Origin of the sequence: Dyella sp., from assembly GCF_035486915.1 — a bacterium.
GTDB lineage: Bacteria > Pseudomonadota > Gammaproteobacteria > Xanthomonadales > Rhodanobacteraceae > Dyella_B.
In genome coordinates this window covers 22,600-46,431 of record NZ_DATHMR010000020.1, presented here as the reverse complement: position 1 = coordinate 46,431, position 23,832 = coordinate 22,600, and the positions used below count along the sequence as shown (strand labels likewise).

The 23,832-nt window shown below is 59.1% G+C and carries 22 protein-coding genes and 1 pseudogene; 14 read left to right on the top strand and 9 right to left on the bottom strand.

Annotated elements, in window-relative coordinates:
* Positions 1-3: 3 nt before the first annotated feature.
* Entirely contained in the window at positions 4-210 is a 207-nt protein-coding gene (locus tag VK725_RS02340; RefSeq protein ID WP_325316449.1) for a YdcH family protein, read from the bottom strand.
* Positions 211-337: 127 nt separating this feature from the next.
* Here VK725_RS02340 and ttcA point away from each other — a divergent pair, with 127 nt between their 5' ends.
* The 5 genes from ttcA (at position 338) to VK725_RS02315 (ending at position 5,042) form a co-directional block, all read left to right on the top strand.
* Entirely contained in the window at positions 338-1,219 is an 882-nt protein-coding gene (gene ttcA / locus VK725_RS02335; RefSeq protein WP_325316448.1) for a tRNA 2-thiocytidine(32) synthetase TtcA, read from the top strand.
* A 42-nt stretch (positions 1,220-1,261) separates the two neighbouring features.
* On the top strand, positions 1,262-2,461 hold the full coding sequence (locus VK725_RS02330; RefSeq protein WP_325316447.1) for an amino acid aminotransferase: 1,200 nt from the start codon (positions 1,262-1,264) through the stop codon (positions 2,459-2,461).
* Between the two features lie 141 nt (positions 2,462-2,602).
* Positions 2,603-3,520 carry a recombination-associated protein RdgC gene (locus tag VK725_RS02325; protein WP_325316446.1) on the top strand — a complete coding sequence of 306 codons (918 nt, stop codon included), beginning with the start codon at positions 2,603-2,605 and terminating at the stop codon, positions 3,518-3,520.
* Between the two features lie 128 nt (positions 3,521-3,648).
* Positions 3,649-4,416, top strand: a complete 768-nt coding sequence (locus tag VK725_RS02320) for a M48 family metallopeptidase (RefSeq protein ID WP_414648434.1) — start codon at positions 3,649-3,651, stop codon at positions 4,414-4,416.
* A gap of 47 nt (positions 4,417-4,463) precedes the next feature.
* Entirely contained in the window at positions 4,464-5,042 is a 579-nt protein-coding gene (locus VK725_RS02315) for an isoprenylcysteine carboxylmethyltransferase family protein (protein WP_325316445.1), read from the top strand.
* Between the two features lie 55 nt (positions 5,043-5,097).
* Here VK725_RS02315 and VK725_RS02310 read toward each other — a convergent pair whose 3' ends face one another.
* The 6 genes from VK725_RS02310 to pip all read right to left on the bottom strand — a co-directional run bounded on the left by VK725_RS02310 (position 5,098) and on the right by pip (position 11,635).
* Positions 5,098-6,090 carry an alpha/beta fold hydrolase gene (locus VK725_RS02310; protein ID WP_325316444.1) on the bottom strand — a complete coding sequence of 331 codons (993 nt, stop codon included), beginning with the start codon at positions 6,088-6,090 and terminating at the stop codon, positions 5,098-5,100.
* A 77-nt stretch (positions 6,091-6,167) separates the two neighbouring features.
* Positions 6,168-8,024, bottom strand: a complete 1,857-nt coding sequence (locus tag VK725_RS02305) for a M1 family metallopeptidase (protein WP_325316443.1) — start codon at positions 8,022-8,024, stop codon at positions 6,168-6,170.
* A gap of 76 nt (positions 8,025-8,100) precedes the next feature.
* Complete coding sequence (locus tag VK725_RS02300) at positions 8,101-8,742, bottom strand: glutathione S-transferase family protein (protein WP_325316442.1); 642 nt, start codon at positions 8,740-8,742, stop codon at positions 8,101-8,103.
* An 89-nt stretch (positions 8,743-8,831) separates the two neighbouring features.
* Positions 8,832-9,308, bottom strand: a complete 477-nt coding sequence (locus tag VK725_RS02295; protein ID WP_325316441.1) for a DUF2269 domain-containing protein — start codon at positions 9,306-9,308, stop codon at positions 8,832-8,834.
* Positions 9,305-10,597: an SDR family oxidoreductase gene (locus VK725_RS02290; protein ID WP_325316440.1), complete on the bottom strand. Its 1,293-nt coding sequence runs from the start codon at positions 10,595-10,597 to the stop codon at positions 9,305-9,307. The genes VK725_RS02295 and VK725_RS02290 overlap by 4 nt, the downstream gene beginning before the upstream one ends.
* Before the next feature lie 87 nt (positions 10,598-10,684).
* The gene (gene pip, locus VK725_RS02285; protein ID WP_325316439.1) at positions 10,685-11,635 is read right to left on the bottom strand and encodes a prolyl aminopeptidase; all 951 of its coding nucleotides are present in this window, start codon (positions 11,633-11,635) and stop codon (positions 10,685-10,687) included.
* A 314-nt stretch (positions 11,636-11,949) separates the two neighbouring features.
* Between pip and VK725_RS02280 the strand changes: the two genes are divergently transcribed.
* Positions 11,950-13,641: a DUF3300 domain-containing protein gene (locus VK725_RS02280; RefSeq protein ID WP_325316438.1), complete on the top strand. Its 1,692-nt coding sequence runs from the start codon at positions 11,950-11,952 to the stop codon at positions 13,639-13,641.
* Between the two features lie 73 nt (positions 13,642-13,714).
* Here VK725_RS02280 and VK725_RS02275 read toward each other — a convergent pair whose 3' ends face one another.
* On the bottom strand, positions 13,715-14,215 hold the full coding sequence (locus VK725_RS02275) for an Lrp/AsnC family transcriptional regulator (RefSeq protein WP_325316437.1): 501 nt from the start codon (positions 14,213-14,215) through the stop codon (positions 13,715-13,717).
* A 120-nt stretch (positions 14,216-14,335) separates the two neighbouring features.
* Here VK725_RS02275 and VK725_RS02270 point away from each other — a divergent pair, with 120 nt between their 5' ends.
* A complete protein-coding gene (locus VK725_RS02270; RefSeq protein WP_325316436.1) occupies positions 14,336-15,271 on the top strand; it encodes a DMT family transporter in 936 nt (311 codons plus the stop codon).
* A gap of 62 nt (positions 15,272-15,333) precedes the next feature.
* The gene (locus VK725_RS02265; protein WP_325316435.1) at positions 15,334-16,023 is read left to right on the top strand and encodes a glutathione S-transferase family protein; all 690 of its coding nucleotides are present in this window, start codon (positions 15,334-15,336) and stop codon (positions 16,021-16,023) included.
* Positions 16,024-16,173: 150 nt separating this feature from the next.
* On the opposite strand, the gene ubiE is transcribed toward VK725_RS02265, so the two are convergent.
* Positions 16,174-16,923, bottom strand: a complete 750-nt coding sequence (ubiE, locus tag VK725_RS02260) for a bifunctional demethylmenaquinone methyltransferase/2-methoxy-6-polyprenyl-1,4-benzoquinol methylase UbiE (RefSeq protein WP_325316434.1) — start codon at positions 16,921-16,923, stop codon at positions 16,174-16,176.
* 136 nt (positions 16,924-17,059) lie between these two features.
* Between ubiE and VK725_RS02255 the strand changes: the two genes are divergently transcribed.
* The 6 genes and pseudogenes from VK725_RS02255 to VK725_RS02235 all read left to right on the top strand — a co-directional run bounded on the left by VK725_RS02255 (position 17,060) and on the right by VK725_RS02235 (position 23,765).
* Positions 17,060-17,602: a DsrE family protein gene (locus VK725_RS02255; protein ID WP_325316433.1), complete on the top strand. Its 543-nt coding sequence runs from the start codon at positions 17,060-17,062 to the stop codon at positions 17,600-17,602.
* Between the two features lie 15 nt (positions 17,603-17,617).
* The gene (locus VK725_RS02250) at positions 17,618-18,568 is read left to right on the top strand and encodes a substrate-binding domain-containing protein (protein WP_325316432.1); all 951 of its coding nucleotides are present in this window, start codon (positions 17,618-17,620) and stop codon (positions 18,566-18,568) included.
* The gene (locus tag VK725_RS02245; RefSeq protein ID WP_325316431.1) at positions 18,565-19,227 is read left to right on the top strand and encodes a c-type cytochrome; all 663 of its coding nucleotides are present in this window, start codon (positions 18,565-18,567) and stop codon (positions 19,225-19,227) included. Before VK725_RS02250 ends, VK725_RS02245 begins: the two co-directional genes overlap by 4 nt.
* Positions 19,224-20,153 carry a c-type cytochrome gene (locus VK725_RS02240; protein ID WP_325316430.1) on the top strand — a complete coding sequence of 310 codons (930 nt, stop codon included), beginning with the start codon at positions 19,224-19,226 and terminating at the stop codon, positions 20,151-20,153. The genes VK725_RS02245 and VK725_RS02240 overlap by 4 nt, the downstream gene beginning before the upstream one ends.
* Positions 20,154-20,738: 585 nt before the next feature.
* A pseudogene (locus tag VK725_RS18585) lies at positions 20,739-20,972 on the top strand (hypothetical protein); the annotation flags it as partial.
* Positions 20,973-21,032: 60 nt separating this feature from the next.
* Complete coding sequence (locus VK725_RS02235) at positions 21,033-23,765, top strand: S8 family serine peptidase (protein WP_414648436.1); 2,733 nt, start codon at positions 21,033-21,035, stop codon at positions 23,763-23,765.
* Positions 23,766-23,832 lie beyond the last annotated feature (67 nt).

Sequence of the window (23,832 nt, the reverse complement as noted above, 5' to 3'; positions counted from 1 at the left end):
GGTTCAGGCGTCAAGGTCGGGGATTAACTTGCTTTCAAGCCGCGCAATAGTGTCTTTCAGCAGCAGCTTGCGTTTCTTCAGGCGTGTGATCTGCAGCTCGTCGCGGCCCACGGCCCGTGACAGCTGCTCGATCGCCGCGTCCAGATCGCGATGCTCCTGGCGAAGCTCTGCCAGTAAGTGGGCGATCTGGGTCGGATCCTGAGCCTGCATGGCGTAGGGGCGCTCGGGGTGGCAATAAAAACGTGATTGTAGCGCGCTCCCATGCGGCTGGCGCCTCGGAACAAACCGACCGGGCGGGGCAGGTACAATAGGCGCTTGCCCGTTCGATGCCGTTGCCATGTCCGCCCACCCCGACGTCGTTCCATTGGAAGTCACCCGCAAGCAGGCTTATGAAGCCGGCAAGCTTGCCAAGCGTCTGCGCCATCAAGTGGGTCAGGCGATGGCCGACTTCAACATGATCGAAGACGGCGACAAGGTCATGGTGTGCCTGTCCGGTGGCAAAGACTCCTACACCATGCTGGATATCCTGCTGTCGCTGCAGGCCAAGGCACCCGTGCGCTTTGAGTTGATCGCGGTGAATCTGGATCAGAAGCAACCGGGCTTCCCCGAGCACGTGCTGCCTGACTACCTCACCGAACGCGGCGTGCCGTTCCACATCATCGAACAGGACACCTACAGCACCGTCACGCGCGTGATCCCGGAAGGCAAGACGATGTGCAGCTTGTGCTCGCGTCTGCGCCGCGGTGCGCTCTACCACTGGGCGGCGGCCAATGGCGTCACCAAGATTGCGCTGGGCCATCATCGCGATGACATTCTCGGCACGTTCTTCCTCAACCTGTTCTATCAGGGCAGTTTGAAGGCGATGCCGCCGAAGCTGCGCTCCGATGACGGGCGCCACGTGGTGATTCGCCCGCTGGCGTATTGCAAGGAAGATGACATATCCGACTATGCCGAGCACAAGCAGTTTCCGATCATTCCCTGTAACCTCTGCGGCTCGCAGGAAAATCTGCAGCGCAAAGCGGTCAAGCGCATGATGCAGGAATGGGAGCGCCAGTTTCCGGGGCGCAGCGAAACCATCTTCCGCGCACTCGGCAACGTGGCGCCATCGCAATTGACCGATCGCAAGCTGTTCGATTTCTCTTCGCTTGGTGCGCGCGAAGGCGCCATCCGCGTCGATGCGCACGATTGGCTGGCCGGCTGCGACACCGGCGAGCATTGATTTAGACGTCCATTTCTTTCATCCCCGCTATCGAGTACTGCCGTGTCCCACTTTGCATCCGTTGAAATGACCCCTGGCGATCCGATCCTTGGCCTGACCGAGGCATTCGTGGCGGACAAACGTCCGGGCAAGGTCAATCTGGGCGTGGGCATTTATTACGATGAAACGGGCCGTATTCCTGTGCTGCGCGCCGTGAAGGAAGTGGAGCAGAAACTGGCGGCCGAATCGCTGCCGCGCGGTTATCTGCCGATCGACGGTTTGCCTGCTTACACGCAAGCGACGCAGAAGCTGGTGTTCGGTCCCGAATCGCCGTTGCTTGCTGCGGGCCGCGTGGCTACATCGCAAACCATTGGCGGTAGCGGCGCGTTGCGCGTGGGTGCGGATCTGCTCAAGAAAGCGTTGCCGAAGGCAAAAATCGCCATCAGCAGCCCGAGCTGGGAAAACCACCGCGTCGTGTTCACGGCAGCCGGCTTCGATGTCGTCGAATACACCTATTACGATGCCGCCACGCACGGCCTGAATTTCCCCGGCATGCTGGCCGATCTCAACAAGCTCGAACCCGGCACCGTGGTGCTGTTGCATGCATGCTGCCACAACCCGACGGGCGTGGACCTCACGGTCGATCAGTGGAAGCAGGTCGTTGCACTGGTGAAGGACCGCAATCTGCTGCCGTTTATCGATATGGCCTATCAGGGCTTCGACAAAGGCATCGATGAAGACGCTGCAGCGGTGCGGCTGTTTGCCGAGTCGGGCATCGAGTCGTTCATTGTCGCCAATTCGTATTCGAAGTCGTTCTCGTTGTACGGCGAGCGTGTGGGTGCGTTGTCGATCGTCGCGGCCAATCGCGATGAAGCGCTGCGCGTGCAGTCGTTGGTCAAGCGCGTCATCCGTTCGATCTATTCCAGCCCGGCCACGCATGGTGGCGCATTGGTCGCCGGTGTGCTCAACAGCGCGGAATTGCGCGCGCTGTGGGAGTCGGAACTTGCCGGGATGCGCGAACGCATTCATGCGATGCGTGCCGGCATGGTCGAAAAGCTCGCCGCGCACGGTGCACCGCAGTTTGGTTTCATCCAGAAGCAGGCCGGCATGTTCTCGTATTCGGGTTTGAGCAAGGCGCAGGTGGATGTTCTGCGCGAAGAGCATGCGATTTATGCGATCGGCACTGGCCGCATTTGCGTCGCCGCGTTGAATCGGGCCAACCTCGATAACGTGGTCTCCGCCGTCGCTGCTGTTATTCGTTGATATGTCGCCTTACTCCCTCTCCTGCGTGAAGCAGGGGTGGAGTAAAGCCCGTCCGTATGACTCCATCCCAGCCTTCTCCTGCACGCAGGGAAGGGGCGGAACATCTAAGTTGTCGGAACGCACTCAAAAGAAAAGGTCTTCATGTTTTTTCGCAACCTCACGTTGTTTCGCTTCTCTCCCGCCGTTGCCAAAGATCTGAAACGTCTCGATGAGGCGTTGGCCGATCATCGTCTTCGCCCCTGTGGCCCGCTGGAAATGGGTACGCGCGGCTTCGTGCCGCCGGTTGGTCGCGGCGACGACGCGGCGCTCACGCACGAAGTCAACAAGTGCACACTGTTGACGGTCGGCAGCGAAGAAAAATTGCTGCCTGCTGCTGTGGTCAACGACGAGTTGCAGCGCAAGGTGCAGAAAATCGCCGAAGAAGAGGGCCGCAAGGTCGGCGGCCGCGAGCGCAAGCGCATCAAGGAAGATCTGTTGACCGAACTGCTGCCGCGCGCGTTCGTGCGCAGCTCGCGCATGTCCTCGTACGTGGATCGCAAGAATGGCTGGCTGGTGCTGGATACGGCCAGCCGCAAGTCGGCCGAAAATGCGTTGACGCAAGTTCGCGAAGCGCTCGGCAGTTTCCCTGCCGTGCCGCTGGCGCCGGAAGAAGGCCCGCGTGCACTGATGACCGATTGGCTCGCTACCGGAAAGTTACCCGGCGGTCTGGTGCTTGGCGACGAATGCGAACTGCGCGATCCGGCCACAGCCACCGGTGCCATCGCTCGCTGCCGTCGTCAGGATCTCGATGCCGAAGAAGTGAAAGAACATCTACGCAACGGCAAGCAGGTCTTTCAGCTCGGCCTGGTTTTCGACGACCGCATGAGCTTCGTTTTGGGCGAGGATCTGGTCGTTCGCAAGCTGAAATTCCTCGATGTGGTGATGGACGAGCTGGGCGATAGCCAGCAGGACGCCGCCGCCGAGATGGACGCCCGATTCGCCCTCCTGACCCTGGAGCTGGAGCGTCTGCTGGCCAAAATGGAGGAATGGTTCGGCCTCCCGCGTCCCACCGAAAGCTGAGACGCGCGCCAGATCGGCCTTCCGGAGGGGCGGGCAAAATAGCCCTTGCGCAGGGCCTCGCCACCCCACATTCTCGCTGGAGCCGAGGGCCATTTTGGCCCCCGGTAGCAGTATGAAAAGGCAGGATCATGGCGTACCTCGACGGCGACTGGCTGGAGTTGGCAACCCCCAGCGGCAACACCATTCGCGTGCTCAAAGCTTCGCACCCGCGGGCGCGACGGCTGCGGCTCACCGTATCGCCAAAGGGCGCGCGCGTGACCTATCCGCAAGGTACCCATCCGTCCCAGGTCAACGCGTTTCTTCGCCACAACGCCGACTGGCTGGAGAAGAAACTCGACGAACTGAATCTCGTCGTCGAACCGCTGCCGCCGTTGCGGGTCGGTCACGTGCTGGAGTTTCCGCTGCGCGGTGAGCAGGTGGTACTCGATTGGGCGGAAGGCGCCTATCCGCGCGTCGTCGCTTACGACGGTGGCGTGACGCTGGAAATCCCGCGCCCGCATAGTCGTGCGTTGCCGGTCGCACGCGGCTTGCTTGCGTCGCACTTCGAAAACCTGATTCGCCGCGATGTATCGCGCTGGCTTGCCGGTTACGTTCCGCAACTCGGCTTGGCGCCGACTGCTCTGCGCATTCGTTCCATGAAAAGCTTGTGGGGCAGCCTCGACACGCGCGATCGCATCAACCTCGATCTCGCGCTAGCACTCGCCCCGCCCGCGGCACTGCGCTATGTGCTGGCGCACGAACTGTGTCATCTGAAAGTGCGCAATCACTCGCCGCGCTTCTGGGCCCATGTCGAATCGATTTTTCCCGATTGGCGCGAGCAGCGCGACTGGCTTCGCCAAAATGGCGCAACGTTGAAGGCCGAACTGGATCGACTGATCGCCGACGTCGCCGATTGATGGCGCGTTCGCCAAGATAGCCAATCACATTCACGAAGAGGATACGGATGTCGTTTTCATTCGGTTACTTGTTCGGCGGTGCGTGGCTGATCTGGCTGATTTACTGGGGTGTCAGCGCGCTGAACGTCAAAAGTGCAGTACGCGTCGAGTCGGGTCTCTCGCGGTTTGGCAAATACGCACTGCCACTCATCATCGCCGTGATGCTGCTGCAAAACTATCGCTTGTATCGCGGCACCTTTCTGGTTGAGCGTTTTGTGCCGGCCCAGTTGTGGGTCGTGTGGCTGGGGTTTGCGCTCACCGTCGCGGGTCTCGCCTTCGCGTGCTGGGCTCGCGTGATTCTCGGGCGCAACTGGAGCGGCGTCGTGCAGCTCAAGCAGGATCACGAGCTGATCGTCCGCGGTCCCTACAGCCTCGTCCGCCACCCGATTTACACGGGCCTTCTGCTCGCCTTTTTCGGCACTGCGGTGGCTATTGGCGAGTGGCGCGGATTGATCGCTACGGCGATCGTCGGAATGTCGTTCTGGCGCAAGTTACGGCTGGAAGAGCGCTGGCTGACCGAGTTGTTCGGTGAGCAATACCGCGCCTATATGCAGCGCGTGAAAGCGCTGATTCCGTGGTTGTTTTGATTCGATAGCGCTGATGCGCGGCAGGCTGCGCCATAACGCAGCCTGCCAGATGCATCTACTGATGCGCCAACGCAAAGTTGGTAAGAATCTGCGTGAATTGCTGAGGCTTTTCCATCTGCGGCATGTGGTTGCAGCCGTTGACGATGCTGGTGCTGATGGACGGCGAATGTGTCAGGCCATCACGCAGCGTGTCGAGCGCCGAAATATCGATGATCTTGTCGTCGTGACACCACAGTCCGAGCACCGGCATGGTGAGTTTGTCGAGGCGATCCTGCAGCGCCAGAGCCTGCGAGTTGTCACGCAATTCCTTAAACGTGCTTTCGATAAACGCGCGGTTTTTGATGTTGTCTTTCACAAACACATCGATAAATCGGCCCGGAATGTTCGGCACAGTCTCGAAGGCCAGCGCCGTGGCGCGCTCAAAGCCGGCGCGATCGTCGTAAACGAACGGATCGGTGCCAGCCAGGGCTTCCTTCGCGAACTCGTTCTCCTTGAACTTCAGGCCGAGCGAATCGATCAGCGCCAGCTCGGTCACGTTGTCGGGATGCTCCGACGCGTAGACGCCGGCGATGGCACCGCCCATCGAATGACCGACGAGCAGCATATGGTGCGCGTTGACGGCGTCCAGGAAATCACTCAGGCGTGCCGCCTGGCTATCGATGTTGTAGCTGGCACCGGCAACGCGTGAGGAGTCGCCCCATCCCGGAAGATCGGGAATGATCACGTGAAAGTGCGGGGTCAGTATGGGTGCCACTTTCAGCCACACATCTTTGTTCGCGGCGAAACCGTGCAGCAACACGATGGTAGGTCCCTGACCGCCTTCGTAATACACCCAGTTCGTGTCGCCTACCTGCACGGAGCGCGTTTCAAGCTGCGCATTCATCGCTTCCCACGCAACATGGCCTTTGAGGAGCAATTGCGGCGCGATGGCGTAGCTGCCGCCCAGGCCGACGATAGCCAATCCCGCGATAATGCCGAGAAATTTCAGGCGGCGAATCAGCAGGCGCTGCCAGAGTGGACGTGCGTTGGGACCAGTGGGTGTATTCATAGTTGATGCTCATAGGGACAGAACAGCGTTCGTCATTCCGATATGAAACGGAATGACGAAACGCGTGGCGTGGTGCTTCAGTGGTGACCTGCTTTGGCTTTCGCAAACAGGGCTTCGACGGCCTGCTGCGTCAGCGGGTGATAGCCGTCCTTCGCCTTGGCATACACTTGTTCGGCGTAAGCAAGACCCTCAGGCGTTTTACTCAATGCCGCATATACCGGCATCGTGAGATACAGACGGCCAATGCGCGTCATATGTTCAGCAGCAGCCGGCCATACAGCTTTGTCGCCGGCAGCAACGGCGTGTACGTACCAGCGCATGCCGATTTCCGCATTCGGCGTGCCGGTGAGATGCCACGCTGCGTCGATCGCTTGAATCTTGTCGAGCGGCGGCACATCCGGCAGACCGTTGAGGAAATACATCCATTCCTGCGTGTTCCAGTCTTTCGCATCGAGTTTGCCGGCCGTCAGCGTACCGGCAAGGAAGGCGCTGCGTTCCTTGTCGATGTTGTCGAAGCGCGGCGAATCCGGAATCGGCGCGTTCTTCGGAATGCCGGTGCCGTAAACCCAATCCTGCACTTCGGCCCAACTCATCTTGCCGGGGTATTTGTCGATCAGGTTCGGTTTCAGGAAACTGAGCATCTGTTCGGTGGTGATGCTCTGGAAGGCGAAATGATTGAAGTAGCTCTTCAGATAATTGTCGAACGTGTCGCGGCCGAAGCGTTGCTCTAGCGTACGCAGGAACCACGAACCCTTGGTGTAAGCGACGTCGGAGAGCGAATCGTCTGCATCGACCGCGCCCGGCTTGGGCGCAAGTCGCTGCGAATTCGCCGGCATCGAGCCGATTTCCTTTTGCAGCGTGTGAATGTCGAGCAGCGCTTCTTCATCCGCCTGGCGCTTGCCGTACAGTGCTTCGGTAATGCGGCCCTGCACGTACGTGGTAACACCTTCGTTGAGCCAGATGTCGCGCCACGATGCAGCCGTCACCAGATTGCCCGACCACGAATGCGCCAGCTCGTGCGCAACCAGCGACACCAGGCTCTTGTCACCGACCAGCACGGTCGGCGTGGCAAACGTCATGTTGGGATTTTCCATGCCGCCATACGGGAAGCTCGGCGGTAACACGAGAATGTCGTAACGGCCCCAACGATACGGGCCGTACAACTTCTCGGCGGTTTCGATCATTTTCTCGGTGTCTTCGAACTCATGCGCTGCCTTGCCGACCACGGACGGTTCGGCATACACCGCCGAACGCGGGCCGGTTTCGCGAACGTCCAGACCGCCTGCGGCGATCGCCAAAAGATAAGAAGGAATCGGATGCGTCTGATTGAAACTGAAATCGCCGTTCAACGGATGCTTCGGATCGTTCGGCGCACTCATCGCCACGCGGGTGTCCTGCGGTGCGGTGACATGGGCGTCGTAGGTGAAACGGATTGCCGGCGAATCCTGCAGCGGTACCCATGAGCGCGCATGGATGGATTCGGACTGGGAGAACATGAAAGGCTGCTTCTTGTCTGCCGTCTGCGCAGGCGGCAACCACTGCAAGCCACTCGCTGCAGGCGATGTCGTGTAGACGATGCGCACTTCATGCGGGCGCTGCAGGGTTTGAATGGTGAGCTTGCTGCCAAGCTGCTTGTCGCGCGCCCCGAGTACATATTTCAGTGCGGTGGTTTTGCCGCTGGCATCCACCGATTCCACGCTGCTGATGTTCAGATCGCGCGTATCCAGCACAAGATTCGTGGCTTTCGGATCCTTCCAGTCCAGCGTCAGTGTGGCCTGACCGTCGAGCTGGCGCTGGGCGAAATCCAGCTTCAGCTGAAGATCGAGATGGCTTACGCGCACCTCATCGGGTTGGGCATACGAATACGGATCGTTGGCGAAGGCCGCCACGGGCAAAAGCAGGGCGCCCAGGGCCAGAGTGCGGAGCGGGAACATCGTGCAGTTTCCGGAAGGTTTTGGGAGCGGCGAGTATGCCACTCCCACCCTCGTCCCGCCCCCTGGCAGAGGTCAGCTACGGCAACTCCTTGGTGCTGAAGGGGTCTTCTGCGTACGGATGCATGACTGACAGAAAATCCGGCTGCGATTTCACCCGCTCGATCCACGCACGAACATGCGGATAGGGCGCCAGCGAAAAACCGGCCTCTTCTGCGCGGCCGCCGTAGGCAAATACCGCGATGTCCGCAATGGTGTAACCGTAATCGGTCAGGAACGGACGTTGCGACAATTCGTGGTCCAGAATTTGTAAGGCACGTTCGCCGGTATCGCGTTTCATCTGAACCAGAAACGGCGGACGACGATCGAGTTTGCCGGTGAGTGTCCAGTAACGCAGCGATCCAATCTGCGATTCCACGCGTTCCTGTTCGAAGCTCAACCACTGTTGCACTTTGGCGCGACCAAACGCATCCGGTGGCAGATAGGGCGTATCGGTGGCGAGGAAAAACAGTATCGCGCTCGATTCGGACAAGACGCGACCATCTTCGAGCTGGATGGCAGGCACCGTGCCCGTCGGGCTGATGCGCTGATATTCGGGCGAGCGTCCCTCACCTTCGAAGATGCTCACATTCACCGTGACATAAGGGCGTCGCAAATGATGCAAAAGCTGGCGAACTTTCCAGGCATTCTCGGAAGCGGGGTAATCGAAGAGCGTGAGCATGGGTGCACCTTATGACGGGAACACGACTATTCTCGAGCGGCCCTGCGCATGGAACTATCCGTTTTTTGCGGACGACCGCATGCCTTCGGTCAACTCCACAACACCGGTTTCGCCACCATCAGCCAGAAAATGGCGATAACCGACAAGAAGGCGGGCCAGCCCAGCGCAAACCAGATGCGCATATAACGGTAATAGGCAGAAGGAAGGGCGGAGCGCTCGCGCCGCGCTATGTCAGCGAGATAAGCGGCGCGCCACTGCAGCCACACAACCGGCAACCAGCACAGGCCGGTAAAAATATAAAGTGCGGTCGCTGCCTGCAGCCATGCGCTGTGCAGATCGAAATGCATCAGTCGCATGAGCAGATAGCCCGTTACGGGTTGAACGATCACCGCCGGTGTGGTGAATAAAAAATCCGCGCGAACCGTCAGTCGCGCTGCTGTCGCGATGGCGGCGACCTCTCCGGTGCGATGCGTGAACCACATAAAGAATGCCGTTCCCAATCCCGTGCCGAACAGCAGCGTGGACGACAGGATGTGCAGGACTTTCAGGGCGACGTACTCATTCATCGGCGTTCATCCGTTGCAAGAAGAATGAGCAACACCGCAACGAGCGGCAGGTTCTTCAATAGCCCACCAAAAGGATCGAGCCAATGTTGCGGCCAAAAGATCCCAATACTCAAGGTGTAGCCAAGCAGCATCAGCAGCATGAGCGACAACACGACGCGCGAACGCCAGCGGGTCAGGTAAAGCGCGCCGAGTATGAAGTCGAGTGTGGCTGTGGCTCTCGCCAAAACAAGCAGAAGTATGGGTGAGGATGGGCTTGATTGCGTTGCTTCGACAATCTTCACCGCTGGCGTAAGCCAGCCCACAACGCCCGAAAGAATCCACAGCAACGCCATGGTGGTGCGCAGCACTGGCAATAAAAAATACAGGCGCGCATGCCAACGATCCTGGACATGGCTGGGCGATGCATCGAGTGCACGAGTCAACGTCCGGGGAACAACACCAAGTTCGTCTCGCAACTTCCTTAGTGCATGGGGAGAACCCACGTTACCGCGTTCGAGCATGCGAGTCATGGTCACGCCGAGCGGCCCGTTTCCGAATCGTTCTCCCAGATTGGCGGCGACACGAACCAACGGCGCGGGGATCGGCCAGATACGCGGCACGTCAAAACCAAGCCAGCGTCGCCATGTCAGAAGATATTCCCGCAAGCTCAGCACGTCGGGTCCGACGACTTCGAGGATTTGATGCGTGCAGGATGAATGTCTCAGCGCTGCCACAACACAAGCGCCGACGTCTTCGGCGGAAATGGGTTGTACGGGTTGATCGCCTTTTCCCGGTACGGGGATCAACCAAGGTAATGCGGAGAGTCCGCGAAGCAACGATGTGCCGCCGTACGAACCTTGTGCGCTGTAAACCAGCGATGGCCGCAGAACAAGCCAGTCCAGGAGAAGTTGCGCAAGCGCATCGTCACAGCGATGTTTGGATGCGACGAACTCGCCATCGTCGCGATCGCCAAGCGCCGAAATCTGGATGACCCGTCTTATCCCGCGCTGCACGCAGGCGTCGAAGAGTGCTTGCGGTGACTGCTCATGCACGGCATTGAATGTGTCGCTATCGGTTTCGCGAAGAATGCCCGCGCAGTTCACGACAGCGTCGATGCCATCGAGGCGTGGTAACCAGGTGCTTACGTCCGTATCGCGTGACATGTCGCACGCGATGGCCTTTAATCCTGGAAAACGGGAGTCGATGCGTGCTTCACGCACGGCGCAGACGACATCGTGGCCGCTCGCCACTAATGCCGCAGTGATATGTGCGCCGATAAAACCGTAGGCCCCTGTAACCAATACGCGCATGAACGATCCTTCGTGGCCCTGATGTCGTCAGCACCCTAAAAGCATGACGGGTTCGTGGTGGCCGGTGCAATCGGGTCTTATTGCGTCTTAAACATAGCGGTCAGCCAATCGATCCGTCGCCTGCACGAGCACATCGACAATAGCCGGTTCGGATGCGGCGTGTCCGGCCAGAACGATATGAAAATCGGCCTCGGGCCATTCGGCTGCAAGGTCGCAGGCATTTTTTGCCGGGCAGATGATGTCATAGCGCCCGTGCACAATGGTCGTTGGTATGCGGCGTAGCTTGTCGACGTTACGCAGCAATTGACCGGGTTCGAGGAACGCAAGGTGACGAAAGTAGTGTGCCTCAATGCGCGCTAGGCTAAGCGCTACGTCTGGAGCGGCAAAGCTGGCTTCGGTTTCCGGGCTTTCCTCAAGCGTGATACCACCGCCTTCCCACGCGCCCCACGCTTTGGCGGCGGCGAGTCGCACCGCCTCGTCGTCGCTGGTCAATCGCTGCCAGTAAGCATCGAGCATGTTGCCGCGCTCTTCCATCGGAATGATGGACGCATAACGCTGCCATTTCTCCGGAAGAATCCATGAGGCGCCACCTTCTTCGTAATACCAGCGAATCTCTTCGGGCCTGCATAGAAAGATGCCACGCAGCACCAGCCCGAGTACGCGTCCCGGATGTGTCTGCGCATAGGCTAGTGCGAGCGTGGAGCCCCATGAGCCGCCGAACACCACCCATCGCTCAATGTCGAATTGTTTGCGAAGGGTTTCGATATCCGCGACAAGATCCCATGTTGTGTTATCGGTGAGATCGGCAAAAGGCGTCGAACGTCCTGCGCCACGCTGATCAAAAAGCACGATGCGATAACGCGCCGGATCGAAGAAGCGCCGATGATACGGCGATAACCCAGCACCAGGACCGCCATGCAGAAAGACGACAGGCAATCCTGCCGGATTGCCGCATTCTTCGACATAAAGCGTGTGCCGAGCGTCCACCGCGATCTGGTGTGTGCAATAGGGCTTGATCTGTGGATACATGGTACGCATGGTTGGTAGTCCGATCGTGCACATGGCAGTGATGTCGATGAGAGAGGCGCTATGTATTTCGCGAGCGCAGCTGACGCAGAGCTTACCGATTTGCCTAACGCCAACAAAACGCGTCGCAGGTTTAACGCGCGTTAGCCCAATTATCACGACGGTATAGGCATACTCCAACTGCATTCGTGGCGGTTCGCGGCATGTTTGGGGAAAAAGCAGGTGTTAACGTCTTGCTAACTCCATGTCGCTGTAGGTCGGCGTGCCATACCTAATCAGGGGAAGTGACGATTTCCCTGCGACTGATATTTCGATGGAGTGATCTAGTGAACAAGCAACTTTCCCTGAAATTCGCGATCAGCGCAGGCTTGAGTACAAGCATGCTGTTGCTCGCCGGTTGCCCGTGGCAATCGTCGAATAACAACAATGCACCCGCGGCATCGTCGAGCGCGCCGGCATCGTCGTCGACAGCCGCCGGACAACAGGCGCAGGCCTACACGCCGCCCACCGCGGATCAGCTCTATCAGTTGGTTGCACCGATCGCGTTGTTTCCTGACAAGCTCGTCGCGCAGGTGCTGGCCGGGTCTACCTATCCCGATCAGATCACTGCGGCAGAAAATCTGCTGACGCAAAATTCGAATCTGAAAGGCGATCTGTTACAGGCGGCGGTCAATCCGCAGAGCTGGGACCCGAGCGTAAAGGGGCTGACCCAGTTTCCGTCTGTGTTGTCGCAGATGGCGCAGAACATCCAATGGACACAGTCGCTAGGCGAGGCGTACGTCAACGATCCCACGGATGTGTTGAACGCCATCCAGGTGATGCGCCAACGCGCTTCTGCGCAGGGCAATCTGCGCACGTCGGCGCAACAGCAGGTGACGACGCAACCGGCGCAACAGGTTGCACAAAGCGAACAGGCAAGCGGTTACGTCGATAATGGCGCCGCGCCGCCGGTGTATTCCGGCGATCCCGTCGTGCCGCCGCCGCAGCAGATCATCCAGATCGAGCCCGCGCAGCCGGATGCGGTGTACGTGCCGGTGTACAACCCGCAGACCGTCTACGGCGGCGACGTGGCTTATTACCCTGGATATGACTATCCGCCGCCGCAACCTTCCTACAACACGGGTGAAGTGATCGCGGTGGGTGCAGTGGCATTTACCGCTGCGATCGTGGTCGGTGCCATGTTCGATCACGGCGGTGGCGGTGGCGGCTGGCATTCCTGGGGCATGAACTGGGGTGGCGGTCGTGGCGGCTACAACGGCGGCAATTATGGCGGTGGCTTTCATCGTCCGGCGGTGGTGTACAACAATCAGACCTATGTGTCGAAATCGACGACGGTTATTAATCGCTACACCGTCAACAACCGTTACACCACGGTCAATAACAACAACTACGCCAACAATCGTACGATCAATAACAACGCTACGAACAATCAGTTCAGCCGTAACGTCGCCAATAACCAGTTCAATCGCAATGTCACCAACAACGTGACGAACAACCAGTTCAACCACAACGTTACCAACAACCATGCACCAGGGCAGCCGATGAGCATGCCCAATTTCGGGCGCTCGGCAAATGTGGCTCAAGCGCCGCATGCTGCTCCGGAGGCACGTCCCGTACCGAACATTCCGCATCAGGCGCCGGCGCAAATCGCGCATCCCGCTGCTGCGGCGCCTCATGCGCAGGAAGCATTCCGTCAGCCTGCGGCGGCGGCACGCGCGGTAGCGCATCCGGAGCCTGCGGCTCGTGCCGCGCCACAACCTCATCCGCAACCGGCGGCGGCACATGCGCAGCCGGCGTTCCATCCACAACCTCAACCGCACCCACAGCCGGCGGTAGTCCATGCGCAGCCGGCGTTCCATCCACAAGCGCAGCCGCATCCACAACCGGCACCGCGTCCGGCGCCCGCACCGCGTCCGGCACCGCCGCCACAGCAGCATGCGGCGCCGCAAGCGCATCCACAGCCACCTGCCCATCAAGCGCCACCGCCGAAGAAGAAAGACGATCATTCACATGATTGATGCAGAAAGCCTCCTTGCACGGCGACGTGCAAGGAGGCTTTGCTTCACGCGGCGCGGCTGGATAGACGTCTAATCATTCGTCCGACAGAAGGCGTGCCGCGTCCCACATCGCGCGCGTGATCGGGCGGTTCGCGTGTGGTGTCTGCAGCACGATCAACGTCGTCGTGCTGATGCTGGCGTGAATCTTCAGCAATCGATCGAGCACCGCTTCAAGATGTGCGATCGACATCGCCACAACACGAAGCAGGGCGGAGTCTTCGCCTGCCAATCGGCGGCAATCCAGAACCTCCGGCACGTCTGCCACGATTTTTCCGATACGTGCGCAAATCCCACCATCGCAACGCAGGCGCACCATGGCGTCGATGCCGTAACCCAACCGTTTGGGTTCGACCACGGCGCGATAGCCGGTAATGACGCCGGCTTCTTCCAGCCGTTTTACACGCTCGGCCACCGCCGGCGCAGACAGGCGCACCTTGCGTCCCAGTTCGGCATATCCCAGGCGGGCATCGTGCTGTAGGGCTTCCAACAGCTGCCAATCCTTGGGATCCATTTCGGGTTTCGATTCGTAGGTCATAGCGGCGTCCGGATATTTCGTTCGACGGCGAAACATGGGGTTGGGTTACGGGGGCATTATTCCTCGGCAACCGGCTGAAGACTAGGATTCGCACATTCCCTTTCCCCGCGGAATCGACTCATGGACAGTACCGAGCGCCTTGACGGGCGCGCTTTGATTTACATCGCCATCGCCTTGCTCACGTGGTCTTCCGCGTATGCGGCGATTGCTTATGCGCTTGCCTCGTTCACGCCAGGCCAGGTGGCGCTGGCGCGATTGGCGATCGGTTCGCTGTGTTTTGCGCTGCTGATAGCTGTGAGGCGCTCGCCGTTGCCGCAACGGCGCGACTGGCTTCGCTTAGCGATACTCGGTGTGATTGGCCTGACGACGTATCACCTGTGCCTCAATTACGCCGAAACGCGCATTGCGAGCGGAACGGCCGCCATCTTGATTGCATTGGTACCAGCGGCAACCACCACGCTGTCGGCCGTTTGGATCGGTGAACGCATCAGCGGACGTCGCATGCTGGGACTGGCGGTTGCATTGCTTGGTGTCGTGATGGTGGTACTGGCCAGCGGCAGACAGGTGACGTTTCAGCCGATGGCGGCATTGGTGTTGGTGAGTGTCGTCGCCTCGGCCATTTTCTTCGTCGGACAAAAACCGTTTTTTGTGCGCAACGACATGATCGGTGTGACGGCGTTTGGATTTTTCGCAGGCACATTGGGTGCCATGCCGTTCGGGATCGGCTTGCCGCATGCGTTGGTTGTGGCACCGTGGTCGCACATCGCTGCGTTGATCTGGCTGGGCGTCGCGCCCACGTTCGTCGGGTATCTGACCTGGAACGCAGCGCTGCGGCGTGCATCTGCATCGCAGGTTTCCAGCTTCATCTACTTCTCGCCGCCCATCGCAGTGTTGATTGGCTGGGTGTGGCTGGGCGAGCGTCCTGGCTGGTTAACCCTGGTAGGTGGCGTCATCACGGTGGGTGGTGTGGCGTTGGCGAACGCGCGGCGCAAGAATGCTCCCGCCGCGGCGGTTCCGATGACTCCGGTCGTAGCCAAGTCCGGTTGCGAGTCGTGACCTGCTGATGCCAGGGGTACAGATACGTCTGTGATCGCACATCGTTCTTACAAGGAGCATGCATGTACACGCTTTACATTGCGAACAGGAATTACTCGTCGTGGTCGTTGCGGCCCTGGGTGTTGTTGAGCGAATTGAACATCCCGTTCGATGAGAAACTGACGCCTTTTCAGCACGGCACTTCGTCAAGCTGGACGTTGTTCCGCACGTTTTCACCCACGGGCAAAGTGCCGTGTCTGCACGATGGCGACATCACTGTATGGGATTCGCTATCCATTGCCGAATATGTAGCGGAACACCATCCGGGTGTATGGCCAAGTGACGTGCAAGCACGCGCATGGGCGCGCAGTGCTGCGGCGGAAATGCATTCGGGTTTCGAGGCATTGCGTTCGCATTGTCCGATGAATTGCGGCATACGGCTCAAGCTGCACACCATTCCAGCGGCACTCTCAAGCAATCTCGCGCGACTGCAGGAGTTGTGGAGCGAGGGCCTCACGCGCTTCGGCGGCCCGTATCTGGCCGGTGCAACCTTTACTGCCGTCGATGCATTCTACGCGCCCGTCGTATTTCGCATTCAGAGCTATCAACTGGATGTGGGGAGTACCGCCAACACCTACGTGCAGCAGATGCTTGCTCTTGCGTCCATGCATCGATGGTATGACGCGGCGCTGAAAGAAACCTGGCGCGATCCCGATCATGAAGAGGAAACATTGCGCCAAGGCACGCTGCTTGAGGATTTGCGTGCGGCGTAAATGGAAAAATCGTCGCAAAAGCGACGATTTTTTTGCCGTAAACGTGGGATGACGGTCGCGGTCGAGCGGTTCCGATCAACCAGATGACGACGAAACTGTGAGTTTTTCAGCGCATCGCGTAGTTCGAAACATCGCGCGTCGATAGGGGTTCTATAATTTGTACGCGCGATGGATCGCGACAATGCCGTTGCTGAGATTGCGCACTTCGACGCGACCAAAGCCGGCGTGTTCCATCATGCCCTTGAGCGTTTCCTGATCCGGATGCTTGCGAATGGATTCGGCGAGGTACTGATAGCTGCCCGAGTCGCGTGCGAATAACTTGCCAAGTTTCGGCAGAACCTGGAACGAGTGGAAGTCGTAAAGCTTGCCGAACAGTTCGTTCTGAACTTTGGAAAATTCCAGCACCAGTGCACGGCCGCCGGGTTTGAGCACACGCTGGATATCCGCGAGCGCCTTGTCCTTGTCGGTCACGTTGCGCAGGCCGAACGCCATCGTCACGGCGTCAAAACTGTTGTCGGGGAAGGGCAGCGCTTCGGCATTCAACTGCGTCCAGCGCAAACCGGACACCATGCCGCGATCGGTGAGCCGGTCGCGGCCGACGTTGAGCATCGCGGCATTGATATCGCCCACGATCACTTCGCCTTCTTCGCCGACGACAGGCTTGAGCAACGCGGCGATATCGCCGGTACCGCCGGCCAAATCCAACACGCGGTCACCGCGGCGCACGCCGCTGACGGCGACGAAATGACGCTTCCACAGCCGGTGGACGCCGAACGACATCAAGTCGTTCATCAGGTCGTAGTTGCTGGCGACCGACGTGAAAACCTCGCCGACCAGCTTTTGCTTTTCCCCGACCGGAACGTCGCGGAAGCCGAAATGGGTGGTGGACTGCTCGCTCATCCGCTCATGGTACAGGATGGCGGGCGCGGATAAATCGACCTTATCTGTCATATAGACAACATGAAGTGGCCTGATGGCTTCAGGCGGCGTAGCCTTCGACAGGACGCAGCTGCGCGTTGCCTAGCGAGATGCAAGCATGAATCGTCCGACCTTGTTGCTGTGCTGTGCCCTTGGCCTTTTCGGTTGCGCTGCGGCCATGGCCGACAATGCTCCGGCTCAAGTCATTACCGCCGCGGGCGCCTATCATCCGCTGCCGCAGGCGGCCTATCAGCCCGATCGCAACGCCACGTACAAGGTTGTGTTTTCGCTCACCAAAGCGGGCGACAAGCCCGACCACATCAGTCCCAGCCTTGAGCGCGTGGCGCGCACCGTGAATCTGTATGCGTCGGCCGGCGTTCCGCTCGATCATCTGAAGTTCGTGGCCGTGGCCTCGGGCGACGCCACAGGCATCGTGCTGGACGATGCGCACTATCGCGCGCAATTTGGCACTGCAAACCCGAACCTTGCCGTGATCGGCCAGCTGCGCAAGGCGGGTGTGGATGTCGCCGTATGCGGGCAGGCGATGGCCGAACACCATTATCCGAACGATTGGGCATCGAAAGACGTGACGCTGAGCCTCTCGGCGCTCACCACGATCACCGTGCTGGAACAGCAGGGTTACGCCCTGATGCCACTGTAAGACGGGGAATCGAACATGTCGTCATCTTCGAATCGCCGCTGGCAATGCGCGTTGCTGGCAGGCCTGCTTGTTGCCGTCGCTGGTGCGGCGAGTGCTGATCAGACCGACTACCTGCCGCCGTGGAATCCACCGCCGGCGGGTGGCGTGTCATTCGCCGTGCCGCCCTTCGATGCCATCGCGGATCTGCATGGCGACATTGTCGATCCGCAACTCACGGTATTTTTTGCCGGCAACCAGTTCATGGTCGTGCATGATCTGGTGGAAGCGTTCAAGCACCGTTACCCGCAATACCAGCGCATTTACGTGGAAACCTTGCCGCCTGGCATTCTCGTCAAGCAGATCGAGACCGGCTCGCTTGTGATGGGCAATCTGCGTATTGCAGCCAAGCCGGACATCTTCACCAACGGCAAGGATTCGATTGCCGACCTGCAAAAGCAGCGAGGCTGGTTTGCGGACACCACCAACTATGCACGCAATCCGCTTGCGATCATGGTGGCCAAGGGCAATCCCAGGCACATTCAGGGATTGAAGGACCTCGGTCGTGCCGATGTGCGTGTGAGCATGCCCAATCCGCAATGGGAAGGTATCGCCAAGCAAATCGAAACCAGTTATCGCAAAGCAGGTGGCGACGCACTCGATCACACGATCATGGATGGCAAAGTGAAAGACGGCAGCACGTATCTCACGCGCATCCATCATCGCGAATCGCCGTTGCGCGTATTGCAGGGTGAATCGGATGCCGCGCCGGTGTGGTCGACGGAAGCGTACTTTCAGCAGCAGATTCTGCATCGGCCGATCGAGACCATTGCCATACCCGCCGATCAGAACGTCACGGCGACGTACACTGCGGCCCGCTTGAAAGCTGCGCCGCATGAACAGGCTGCGAAAGATTTTCTGGCGTTCATGACATCTCCCGATGCGCAGGCGATCTATCACAAATACGGGTTCCAGCCCGCACAGCCATGAAAGTATTCCACCTCATTACGCTGTTGCTTGGCGTGTTTTGCGCGTCAGCGGTACTGGCGGAAACGCCCGATGGCGCGACGCTGGCGCATCAGGGAAATGGACACGGCGTGGCGCCATGTCTGGCATGTCATGGCGCGGACGGTGGCGGTCAAACCGCAGCGGGCTTTCCGCGTCTGGCGGGTTTGCCGCAAGCCTATTTGCGCAAACAGCTGGACGATTTCGCAAACGGTTCGCGCACCAACGCGACCATGCAGCCGATCGCAACAGGATTGACCGACGCCGAACGCGATGCCGTCGCGGCGTACTACAGCAAGTTGCCGGTCCCCTCTTCACCGCCGGCGAATGCGCCAACCGGCGACGATGCGCAGCTTGCGCAAACCTTGGCGACGCGCGGACGCTGGTCCAAAGGATTGCCGGCATGCGAGCAATGCCATGGTCCCGGCGGTGTGGGTGTTGGCGATCATTTTCCGGCTTTAGCGGCGCAATCGTCGGTGTATCTGTCGAACGAATTGCACGCGTGGCAACAGGGCTCGCGTCATAACGATCCGTTGCTACTGATGCAAGCCGTCGCCAGCAAATTAAGCGACGACGACATCAACGCCATCAGCGCGTGGTACGCCGCGCAACCGGCGACGTTACCGAAGGAGGGGCAGCCATGAAAGCGATGCGCATGATGGTGATCGGCGCGACGTTATGGTTGGCTGCGTGCGATCACGCACCGGCGCCACAGTCGTCGGCCCCCGCTGCCAATGCGTCAGCGCCGGCAACGTCTGTAACGAAAACCGTCAGTCATTTTTCGCCACCGGATGAATCGGCGATTCCCAACGATGATTTCGGTAAACAGGTCGCGCTTGGCCGGCAGATTTTCATCGACCCGGGCCGTTATGCAAAAGCCTATGTTGGCAATCAACTCAGCTGCGAAAACTGTCACCTCGATGCAGGGCGACTGGCGAATTCCGCACCGTTGTGGGGTGCGTATCCCATGTACCCCGCATACCGCAGCAAAAATCATCACGTGAATACGTTCGCCGAGCGGCTGCAGGGTTGTTTCAACTACAGCATGAACGGCAAGGCACCACCGTTGGGCGATCCGGTGCTGGTGGCGCTGGAAACGTATGCCTACTGGATGTCGAAAGGCGAGCCGATCGGTACCTCGTTGCCGGGCCGAAGTTATCCAAAGTTATCCAAGCCTGCGATGGCGCCCGATTATGCGCGCGGTGAGAAGGTCTTCAAGAGCGATTGCGCGCTCTGCCACGGCGACAACGGCCAGGGCCAACAAGCAGCCGATCACACCGTGTTCCCGCCGCTTTGGGGGCCGCAATCGTTCAATTGGGGCGCTGGCATGGAACAAATCACCAATGCCGCCGGATTCATCAAAGCCAACATGCCGCTGGGCCGCGGCAACACACTGACCGACCAGGATACGTGGGACGTCGCGTATTTCATGAACGCTCATGAGCGCCCGCAGGACCCGCGCTTCAACGGCTCGATCCCTGCCACTCGCGCGGCTTATCACGACACACCCGATTCGTTATATGGCGTGATAGTAAACGGTCAATTGCTGGGGCAGGGTGCTGCGAAATAGCCGTCCATAGCGGACGCAAATTCATGCGACAGCTTGGCGAATGCTACCGCGGAGAAACGGTTATGCGTGACCAAATGTCAATGCCCGTGGCCGCGAAAATCGCGTAGCACTACCGGCGGAACGGGGGCTTCGGTAGCGGCACACACATGTATGTGCCGAACCATAACGACAGGGGATATGTGCGCATTGATCGATGCGCGCAACTTTTATCGAGCCGTCTACAAGCCATTTCCAAACATGGCGATGGTTCGTCGCGGCTGATGTTTTGACTGACTTGTAGCACCTGGATGTGACGCGAGGACGCCAAGTCGTCGTGCTTGGCATGTCTTATCAGGAATTCGAGGGATCGATGGTCAGTACTCAACCTACGTGCTCCTTGTTGCGTTTACGACAGCGACGTATGTCGTCCACTTGTGCGCACCGCCCATCAAGTAACCCGATTGTTCGACTCGCAAACGGTTTTGGCTCAACGCGAATGACTTACCGCGCGCGATGCATAGCGCCGCGCTTTTTTCAATTTCCAAGGCCGCGCAGGGTTCGCGTCATGCGGCATCTCAAACATCAAGGACACATGGAGTTGCAACGATGAGACTGTTAAGCCGTCAAAATGTGTTAGCCATTTCGGTAGCCATCGCGCTGAGCGCGACACTCACTGCCTGCGGCGGCGGCGGTGGTGGTGGCAACAGCAATATTCGTCCGTCTTCAACGACACCGGCCCCAACTCCTACGCCTACGCCAGCACCAACGCCAGCACCAGCACCAGCACCAGCACCAGCACCAGCACCAGCACCGTCTCCATCTCCGGCAGGATTGATTAGTCCCGCGCCGCAACCACCGACTCAGGCATTCACCAATTACAACCCGGGCTACAACACCCTGGTGCCCCAGAACGTGCCGCTTGCATGGGTATGGAACGGCAGCCAGACGGGCAATCAAGGTCAGGGTGTCAAAGTGGGCATTCTTGATTCGGGGGTGCAGGCGAATAATCCGGCGTTTACGAATAACCAGATCGCGTGGTTCCAGGACTATGTCGATCCGACCAATACCACGCCTCAGGATACGGAAGGTCACGGCACAACGATTGCCGAACTTATCGCCGGCACCCCCAATCAAGACGGTTCTGGTGGCAATTATTTCAATGGCGGTGTCGCCCCGCAGGCATCGTTGTATGTGGCACGAGTGGGTGCTAACAGCGACATAGATATGAATCTCATACCGCAGGCGCTGTCCGATTTGACGGCGCAGGGTGTGAAGCTCATCAACAATTCGTATGGCTCTGCGGTGCCCATCACCAGCGTCGGACCTACGAGTTCGCAGGTGACGCAGGATTACTCCATCTACGGATCGACAGCCAAAAACGGGCAGTTGATGGTCTGGGCTGCTGGCAATAATGGAAATGCGCAACCAAGCGTCGAAGCCGGGCTGCCGTATTGGGAACCATCTCTGCAAAACAATTGGATTGCAGTAGTGAGCGTGGCGCTGAATGCAAGCGGGCAGGTGACGGGGTTGGATGAAGACAACGGGGCTCCGTCCAATGCATGCGGTGCGGCTCTCGCATGGTGCCTGGCGGCACCGGGGCTCAATTATTTTTCGCCTGTGGCCAACACGTCCTTTTCAACGGGCGGCTCCGATGGAACGTCCGATGCCGCCGCGATCGTCACCGGTGTCGCTGCACTGGTTTGGCAGCGCTTTCCGTTCTTTACTGCAACGAACGTGCAGGAAACGCTGCTAGGAACGACGACATCTTTGGGCAGCCCAAGCTACTACGGCTATGGACTTGTAAACGCCGAAGAAGCAGTACATGGCCCGAGTTGGCTTATCTGGGGCAATTTCGACGTCAACATTCCTGCCGGAGAGTCAGGAACGTTCTCCAATATGTTGGTTGGCGCGGGAGGCATCCAGCTCGACGGTAGCGGATCCCTCACGCTTGCCGCAGGTGGCTCCTATGGCGATATCGTTCAAAACGGTGGCACGCTCACCATAGACGGACCGATTAACACCCAGCTTACCGGTACGGTGCAGATCAACGGTGGTACGTTCGACGTAGTGGGCAATACTCCCCATGTCTACCAATTGACGGCCACGCAAATCGCGATTGCGCAGAACGCTACGATGCAAGCGGTAGGCTCTATCGATGCGAACATCACCAACGCCGGAACGCTTGACGCTAGAGCCCAACAGGCCACGGCGGTTACAGGATTGTCCATTGCGGGTAACTACACGGCGACCTCCACGGCCAACACCATCATCCAGACAGGGACGCCTATCTCGGTAACAGGTCAAGCGACGCTGGCCGGTTCCGCCCTGACAGTCTACGTACCGTCCGGTTACACGCCCAGCTCGAGTGAGCTGCTGTTGAGCGCAGGAAGTATTTCTGGTGGGTTTGGTCCAGTGACGGTAGATGGAGGCATTTATTATTCAAGTGGAGCACTCAGCTATACACCAACTCAAGTTGATGTGACGTTACAAGCAGCATCCGTTACGGCCGTCGCTAAATCCTCGCTGCCAGATGTTGCAACCACTCAGCAGACGGCTGTGCACTTGCAAACTGCACTCTCTCAGGTCAGCAATTGGGCGACTACGAATCCAGCCGCTCACGAATCGTTTATAAGCGCGGCTGGCGAATTTTTCAGTGTCTACTCTGCTCCGCAAGCGGCTCTTTCCATCGATTCACTTTCTGGCCAGTTGCTTGCTTCCTCGCAAGGCTTGACGTTTGAGCAAGCAGGCATCGTAAACCGCACTGTCGCGGATCGTCTTGTGGATGTGGGGAGTGGCGCCGCGCCGCAAGGCGCGTGGTTCCAGGGTATCGGTGCGAGCGGGGACATCGCACGTAGCGGTTACGCCACCGGCAGCTACAGCGGGGGCGGCTCGGTTGCCGGTTTCGACACGAAGCTCAACGACAACTTCACGCTCGGTGTCGGTCTGGATTGGAACCATCTTGGTTCCAGTTACAGCATGCAAGGCGGCAACAGCAGTTCGCGCAGCACGGGCGCGATGCTTTATGCGAAATACAGCGATGGCAATGCGTACGTATCAGGTCGTCTCGGCCAGGATTGGATTCACAGCGACACCAGCCGCTGGGGTTTGCTCGGTATCACTCCTGCAGCCATCACCAGTTCGCGCGACGACACGATGACGTCGGCCTACCTGGAAGGCGGTTTCGACGTGAAGTCGAATGCGTGGACGACAACGCCATTCGTTTCCGCAGGCGATGAACGTCTGGATCGCGCGGCCATCGCAGAGCAAGGCGCCGGTGGCTTTGGCATCGCTGCACCGAGCGATGACTTCAACCAGAGCTATGCGCAGCTCGGTGCACGCCTTGCCTACAACTGGACGTGGAGTACGGGACAGATTTCGCTGAAAGGCTTCGCATTGTTCCAACGAGTACTCGGCGGCCAGAACCTTGGATTCACCGCAGCGTATGCGGGTGCGCCGACGGCAACGTTCCAGCTTGAAGGCGTGAATTCGCCACGCAATAGCGGTTGGGTTGGTGTGGGCGTGAATGCCGCGCTGAATAGCCACTGGTCGTGGTTTGCCAATCTGGATGGGCAAGTGACGGGTGGCGATACCAAGGCGACGGTGTTCAGTGCCGGTGCGCAGTATCGATTCTAATCAGCGTGGAACGGCATGGCATCGCAGCAAGTCCGATGCCATGCCCTTGCGAATGCTCCGCGATCGC

Excerpts from the sequence above, each read along its gene's own strand:
- VK725_RS02340 (WP_325316449.1), bottom strand. The coding sequence starts at position 210 with ATGCAGGCTCAGGATCCGACCCAGATCGCCCACTTACTGGCAGAGCTT.
- ttcA (WP_325316448.1), top strand. The coding sequence starts at position 338 with ATGTCCGCCCACCCCGACGTCGTTCCATTGGAAGTCACCCGCAAGCAG.
- VK725_RS02325 (WP_325316446.1), top strand. The coding sequence starts at position 2,603 with ATGTTTTTTCGCAACCTCACGTTGTTTCGCTTCTCTCCCGCCGTTGCC.
- VK725_RS02320 (WP_414648434.1), top strand. The coding sequence starts at position 3,649 with ATGGCGTACCTCGACGGCGACTGGCTGGAGTTGGCAACCCCCAGCGGC.
- VK725_RS02315 (WP_325316445.1), top strand. The coding sequence starts at position 4,464 with ATGTCGTTTTCATTCGGTTACTTGTTCGGCGGTGCGTGGCTGATCTGG.
- VK725_RS02310 (WP_325316444.1), bottom strand. The coding sequence starts at position 6,090 with ATGAATACACCCACTGGTCCCAACGCACGTCCACTCTGGCAGCGCCTG.
- VK725_RS02305 (WP_325316443.1), bottom strand. The coding sequence starts at position 8,024 with ATGTTCCCGCTCCGCACTCTGGCCCTGGGCGCCCTGCTTTTGCCCGTG.
- VK725_RS02300 (WP_325316442.1), bottom strand. The coding sequence starts at position 8,742 with ATGCTCACGCTCTTCGATTACCCCGCTTCCGAGAATGCCTGGAAAGTT.
- VK725_RS02295 (WP_325316441.1), bottom strand. The coding sequence starts at position 9,308 with ATGAATGAGTACGTCGCCCTGAAAGTCCTGCACATCCTGTCGTCCACG.
- VK725_RS02290 (WP_325316440.1), bottom strand. The coding sequence starts at position 10,597 with ATGCGCGTATTGGTTACAGGGGCCTACGGTTTTATCGGCGCACATATC.
- pip (WP_325316439.1), bottom strand. The coding sequence starts at position 11,635 with ATGCGTACCATGTATCCACAGATCAAGCCCTATTGCACACACCAGATC.
- VK725_RS02275 (WP_325316437.1), bottom strand. The coding sequence starts at position 14,215 with ATGACCTACGAATCGAAACCCGAAATGGATCCCAAGGATTGGCAGCTG.
- VK725_RS02270 (WP_325316436.1), top strand. The coding sequence starts at position 14,336 with ATGGACAGTACCGAGCGCCTTGACGGGCGCGCTTTGATTTACATCGCC.
- VK725_RS02265 (WP_325316435.1), top strand. The coding sequence starts at position 15,334 with ATGTACACGCTTTACATTGCGAACAGGAATTACTCGTCGTGGTCGTTG.
- ubiE (WP_325316434.1), bottom strand. The coding sequence starts at position 16,923 with ATGAGCGAGCAGTCCACCACCCATTTCGGCTTCCGCGACGTTCCGGTC.
- VK725_RS02255 (WP_325316433.1), top strand. The coding sequence starts at position 17,060 with ATGAATCGTCCGACCTTGTTGCTGTGCTGTGCCCTTGGCCTTTTCGGT.
- VK725_RS02250 (WP_325316432.1), top strand. The coding sequence starts at position 17,618 with ATGTCGTCATCTTCGAATCGCCGCTGGCAATGCGCGTTGCTGGCAGGC.
- VK725_RS02245 (WP_325316431.1), top strand. The coding sequence starts at position 18,565 with ATGAAAGTATTCCACCTCATTACGCTGTTGCTTGGCGTGTTTTGCGCG.
- VK725_RS02240 (WP_325316430.1), top strand. The coding sequence starts at position 19,224 with ATGAAAGCGATGCGCATGATGGTGATCGGCGCGACGTTATGGTTGGCT.